Source organism: Limosilactobacillus portuensis, assembly GCF_014838735.1.
Lineage (GTDB): Bacteria > Bacillota > Bacilli > Lactobacillales > Lactobacillaceae > Limosilactobacillus > Limosilactobacillus portuensis.
In genome coordinates this window covers 1-6,212 of sequence record NZ_JABUXQ010000044.1, presented here as the reverse complement: position 1 = coordinate 6,212, position 6,212 = coordinate 1, and the positions used below count along the sequence as shown (strand labels likewise).

Here is a 6,212-nt window from a genome sequence, read left to right as displayed (position 1 = left end):
ATCAATTGGTATCTGAATTCACGGCCACTTAAATGTCTTAATTGGCATACACCAATCGAGATCTTCTTGCTTAATCTACGTCACTAAATTCGTTCAAGTTATTTCTTGCAATCTGCCATAAGAAAATAAAGAATCCAACGTTCGTTTTTTGCTGAACGTTGGATTCTTTATTTTTCTTCAATATTAAAATTAATCTTTAAAGACGTCTTCTAGCTTTCATGATAATGAAATCTTATCACGGCCGTTAGTTAATTCATAATGATCATCATCAACCTTGCTGTCACGGTAGCCGGCACGTGAGAAAGCAGCAACTAGCTTGGTCATGAATTTTTGCCCTGATTGAGCTGATTCGTAAATTATGTTATCAATGTACATTGGCAAATCAGGACTCTTACGAACTAGAGTAATTGAGTAAACCTGTTGGTCGGTTTTGCTAATTTCTGAAGTATTTTGCATTAGTGACATTCTAATCCCCTCCTGTAGTTAATTATACTTTATATCTTTTAATAGCCAACATAAAAGTACCAATTACTGAGAAGGAATTTAAGAAATCGAAACCGGTTAGCTAATCAAAGATACTTAATATTATTAATTATTTAAAGGAATTGGTTACATAATCTTCTTATTTTAGTGCTAAATTTAAACCACTATTTTAAGAGGGGACGGTGAATCTGATGACTGAAAAATTAAATCAGTTAATAAGAATCTTAGATCTGGATATTTCACCTAAACAGCGATTAAAGATGGTGCTTGATGATGAGTTTGCTGTCTCGGTAGATCAAAATGAATTTCTCCAAATTGCTCCCGCTTATTTAGGATTAAAGATTTCTCCGCGATCACCGTTTTTTGTTAAATTTCGCCAACTAGTAATGGATGCTTACCCGACTTCTCGTGGATTGAAAGAAGATGAACTCGGAAGAAAACTCCACCTTTTTCGGAGTTACCTTGACTTGTTTTATTTGAATTATATTCATCAATACCCCGGTCAAAACGATTTTCAGCGATTATTAGATTTTGCTCACAGACAAAAAATGCAATTAGACTACGAGACAGCTAGTAATTATCACAACCGAACCAGGAGTGGTGCCTGTTATCCTCATAATATGAAGGTTCAACTAATGCGTAATTCTTGGCGGCTTCGTAATAATCCCGCACGAATGGTTGAATTTATTATTAATATTGATCGAGGCGAGTTTATTAGTGAGTGGCACACATATAAGCTAACTGAAAATGGTGAAGTTGATAGTGATCCAACGCATTACTCAATTGAAGAGTTAGGGGCAGTTGCGAATACTGAATCGTTTAACTATGGGATTCCGCATGGCGGTTATTACGTTTACCCGCGTTTTCGACGAACCCACCAATTCTTAGATGTTCAACAGCCACGCGATAATTTGGTTCGTCAACGGGCAAAGAAACTTTATCGGGCACCCAAGGGATATCATAACGGTGGACAATTTGCTGACTTGATCAAATCGGGTGGGGTCAAAGATGCAAAAGCTTGGCAGCAAATTCCACATGATTTTCGCGCAGAAGTATATCAATCATTTGTTAAACATTTGGTGAGTTCAGGAATGCCTAATTGGGGAATCAATTATTATCTAAGCTCAACGATGCGGTATCAGCAGTACGCTGTGGTTTAGGGAACAATTATCTGTCAGCCGATTATGATTTATTAAAAAAAGCGTTGTATACTAATGTTAAATCTTAATTGGAGGGTAACTAATGAAAACGCAAAGTATTAGTAAGCTGATGATTGCTGGGCTGGCATTGCTGTTATAGCAGGCTGTGGTAGTCAGCAGGCCAGTCAGGTTAAGAATTCCTCTTCTTCCAGCAGTAGCAGTTTGTTGGTAGCAAAGAGCAACGAAAAGGTCAGCACTGATAATCTTTCACCACAACAAGCAGTGAGTTTGATTGCAACCTATGCCGGGAACAAGTATGGTAACGATTGGGCAAGCATGGCAAAGAAAGCCCAAAAGCAGGGCCTTCAAGTTAACCTGTACCCAACCAGTAAATATAAGTTAAGTGATAATGGCCAAGGAGTTGCCTACGATGTAACAGCTGGTGGCAAATCAACCGGGTTAGTTTATACCATCAATAAGGACAACACTGTTAATATTTATCAGAACGTTAAAGAGGGGAAACTCAGTCACAAACTAGCAACAATTAGTAAGCAGGACATGGCTTCATATGTTAATCGTCAAGGTCAAGCAAAGCTAGTAGGTGATTTAGCTAAGAATGCCCAAGTAATTGATAAGCAATCCGGCAGTCAATCAAACTCAACTAGCAGCTCGACAACTACTGGTCACCAATATGGGCGTCAAGGAGTAGTTACCGTTCCAGCAGAAATGCAAGGAACTTGGTACAGCTCAGATTATGGTTCAAACAGTACGATTACATTTGGCAAGAACACAATCCTAGGTGAAGACGGTCAGCAATACCACCTTTACAAGCAGGATCCAAACTTCCTTGCTGGGGATACTCCTAGTACCAGTGTCCAAAACGCAACCCGGTACTGGTCAAGTGCTCACTTTGTGGATGTTCACGGCTTGCACTTCCTTAATATTCGTGGTTGGTGTCAAACTGCTGGGGATGGTTCATCGTATGCAATTCATACCGAAACCGTTAACGGTAAGCAAGTCAAAGTTCTTGTGGTTGCTGAAGGAGCTGAATACTGGACATCAGGCGTTTACTACCAGAATCCACAACTAGCTAAGCAACAAGCAGACAAGAAATTTGATGATCTTCACTACATGGAAGACGATAATTAATTAGTTTAGAAGCAATCTTCGGGACGGTTCCTGAGATTGCTTTTTTATTGTGAAAATTAAAATTGCCAAGTTTGACCGGGAGAACTATAATGAGACTGAATAAAGTCATTGGAGGGATTATCGATGAGTGAACCAAAAGTGATCAATCATTATTTTTATGATGAAGCGGCATATGACTATCATGACGGTGGTTACGTCCCGCTTGAAGAACCGCAGACGCCAGAAAAGACGTTAAATATTCCGGAAATTTTGAAACCCGATCAGGAAACAGCAACTGATATGTACTACACAATCGTTGCTCAAACGGGTGAAGTCCAATTGATGCCGGGAGAAAAGACTAAGACGTGGGGATATAATGCACCGCTTTTAGGAAAAACGGTGGTATTTAAGAAGGGGAAGACAATTCACCTTCATTTGGTTAATCATTTACCAGAAGTTACCACTTTTCACTGGCATGGGTTAGCAATTCCGGGTCCAATTGAGGATGGGGGATGCCATGCACCAGTGTACCCAGGCGAAAGTCGTGACGTTACTTTTAAGATTGACCAGCCGGCTGCCTTTGTCTGGCTCCATGCGCACCCGTGTCCATCAACCGCTGAGCAAGTCTGGCATGGGCTTGCTGCTGGAGCAATTGTTCAAGATGACCACGAAAGCAGCCTTCCATTGCCACGGAACTACGGGGTTGATGATATTCCAGTTATTTTACAAGACCGGCGTTTCCATGAGAATAATCAATGGAATTACCGTGAAGACTATGATCCAGATGGTGTTGCCGGGCCAACGCCAATGATTAATGGAACAATCAATCCGTACTTTGACGTTACAACGCAGAAGGTTCGGTTACGGTTCTTGGATGGAGCCAATCGTCGGGAATTCCGGTTGCATTTCAGTGATGATCTTGAATTTACGCAAATTGCTGGTGATTTAAGCCTACTTCCTCATCCAGTAAAAATGACGAAGCTCCTGATTACCTGTGCGGAGCGGCAAGAAATCATCGTTGATTTTGGTAAATATAAGCCAGGGGATGTCGTAACGCTTTACTCTGATGATATTCCGCTATTACGTTTCCGGATTCATGAATTTAAGCCGGACACTACTGTACTTCCCGAAACATTATTTGAAACACCAGATCCAGCTGTTGATAAGGATCTTCCTGTTCACCATGTTACTCTTGATGGGATGGACGAAGCCGTTGCAATGAATGGCAAGAAGTTTAAGATGGACCGGATTGACTATAAGATGCCAATGGGCAAGGTTCAACTATGGGATATTTGTAACACTAATCCAGCACCAGGGATGATTCACCCTTATCACATGCACGGGACAGCATTCAAAGTTGTTTCGCGGAATGGTCATGCCACATATCCAAATGAATTAGGATTGAAGGATACGGTTGCCATTAATCCTGGTGAACATGTTGTTATTAAAGTTTGGTTCCACGTTTCTGGGGTCTTTATGTACCACTGCCACATTATTGAACATGAAGATGGTGGAATGATGGCCCAACTTCAGGTAATTGATCCGGCAAACCCTGATAAGAAGTACCACTTAATGAATCATATGACGTTGATGAAGGCCTTTGCTGAGGAGCGACACGTTTCAATGGATCAACTATGGCTCGGCGGAATGGATTCGTATAAAAAGATGGGTGAAGAAATGTAGAAAAAGTGGAAAAAGATCGTTCACTTTTAAAAAAGAAGACTACAATAGGAAGTGAAAGGAAGCATTAATCATGAATATTGATCAAGATGCTCTTAAGAACTTCCAAGCAAGTAAGTTCGATTTTGTTGATGCAAAGGGTAATGATGTTGATTTTAACAATCTGAATGAAGATGTTAAATACACCCTTCGTGATGGTGAAACTATTGTTCAAGATGACATGACTGTTAAGGATGTTGTCGACACAATCAACGATGAATATGGAAAGACTATTAATGTCTGATTCCGATCCACAAAATAACAGTATTAATTAAACGCCAATTTCAGGTAAAAGATCTGAAATTGGCGTTTTAAGTATTATGGTAGGTTAATTATGCGGAGCGTAGTCGTCCATTGATCATAGAAATTACCCTTTTGCCATTCATTGATTCGTTTATTGTTAACCCCGACTGACTGATTTAGGTATGTTACTCCATGGTGGGTAAGCGGGGGATGGATTCCGTGAAGGTGACCGTAAAAAACGTAGCGAACAATATTTGAATCTTCTAGGAGGTTGCCGAGACGATCACTCCCCATCATGGCGTTAACCATTTGATAAAAATGTTCTCTTCGGGGAGTATTAACCTCTTTAGGCTTAGGTGCAAGCAGTTCGTGACGAGGAGCAAAGTGGGTAAGGAAAATAACAGATTTATTATTTTCCCTTGCTAAATTTAATTGATGCTTGACCTGTGTAATAACTGTGGCCATTCTTTCTTGATCTGAGATTGGCTGATCAATAGAACTATCGAGCCAGTAAACATTCTTCCATGCCTGAACCTTTTTTAATTGATCGTGATAAGCCGAAAAGGAATAATCGTACCAGCCGTTATTTCCGATTACTCTCCAGTTACTATTTGGAAGATCAATAGATTGATTATGAATATAGGATGGGAAATGAGGGTGTTCTGCTTCGTTAAAACTGAGATTATTTAACATGTCATGGTTACCAAGAATATAGGCAATTCTAGTGTTTGCCGTTAATTGTTGTAAATGCTCAAAATAGGATCTTGTTTTGGAAAAATCATTGAAAAGATCTCCAGCATATAGGTAATAATCGAGGTGGTTTGCGTTAAGCCAGTGTGCTTGAAATTCTAACGCATCGTTGATATTTACCTTATTGACATCTAGGTGGTTATCGCTGCTAATTGCAATTTTAATTTCTATCGTCTTCTTTCATAGTGTTAGAGAGTGATTTTGACTGTTATCATTGCAGAATAAAATTAGAACGTCAATTTTTTATGATTATTTTTAATTTGCCCTTGCAAAATGAGTAGGAAACCTATATAGTATTTAACTGTTGTCTTTTGAAATCAGCAAATCTAAATTGGGTATACCAATTTAAGTGCGTTACTTATTATTACTCTTGTGTTTAAAAAATATAATATGAAAAAAGTATCATATTATATTGACAAGTTAGTTGGAAGTAAGTATAATGATATTACTGGTTGAGATAAATTAATCAAATTTGTTGTTGACCAGCTTGATGAAAGATGATATATTATAAAAGTTGTCTGTTGAGAATAGTTGATGAGCTAATTTGAAAAATATCAAAATTAACTGTTGACATCCTAAAAGACATCTGATATAATAAATTTGTTAGTCAGCGCTTGTTACTGGCTAAGGTAGACCTTTGAAAACTGAACAAAGTTTCGACGAATCAAATGTGTAGGGTCTTCAATCATAATGATTTGAAGCAAAACATTTGCGAAGTCAATTCGCTTAATTAATTTGAATTAGAGCTAT

The 6,212-nt window shown here is 38.8% G+C and carries 5 protein-coding genes and 1 pseudogene; 4 read left to right on the top strand and 2 right to left on the bottom strand.

Features of this window, described 5'->3' with window-relative positions:
• Window positions 1-216: 216 nt before the first annotated feature.
• Window positions 217-465: a hypothetical protein gene (locus HUK49_RS10110; protein ID WP_191913626.1), complete on the bottom strand. Its 249-nt coding sequence runs from the start codon at window positions 463-465 to the stop codon at window positions 217-219.
• A 209-nt stretch (window positions 466-674) separates the two neighbouring features.
• Between HUK49_RS10110 and HUK49_RS10105 the strand changes: the two genes are divergently transcribed.
• The 4 genes and pseudogenes from HUK49_RS10105 (at window position 675) to HUK49_RS10090 (ending at window position 4,713) form a co-directional block, all read left to right on the top strand.
• Complete coding sequence (locus HUK49_RS10105) at window positions 675-1,643, top strand: DUF3114 domain-containing protein (RefSeq protein WP_191913625.1); 969 nt, start codon at window positions 675-677, stop codon at window positions 1,641-1,643.
• 82 nt (window positions 1,644-1,725) lie between these two features.
• A pseudogene (locus tag HUK49_RS10100) lies at window positions 1,726-2,771 on the top strand (hypothetical protein).
• 123 nt (window positions 2,772-2,894) lie between these two features.
• Entirely contained in the window at window positions 2,895-4,433 is a 1,539-nt protein-coding gene (locus tag HUK49_RS10095) for a multicopper oxidase family protein (RefSeq protein ID WP_191913624.1), read from the top strand.
• A 70-nt stretch (window positions 4,434-4,503) separates the two neighbouring features.
• Entirely contained in the window at window positions 4,504-4,713 is a 210-nt protein-coding gene (locus tag HUK49_RS10090) for a hypothetical protein (protein ID WP_102169567.1), read from the top strand.
• Between the two features lie 74 nt (window positions 4,714-4,787).
• Here the strand turns inward: HUK49_RS10090 and HUK49_RS10085 are convergent, their stop codons facing one another.
• Window positions 4,788-5,615, bottom strand: a complete 828-nt coding sequence (locus HUK49_RS10085) for a metallophosphoesterase (RefSeq protein WP_328797269.1) — start codon at window positions 5,613-5,615, stop codon at window positions 4,788-4,790.
• Window positions 5,616-6,212: the final 597 nt, after the last annotated feature.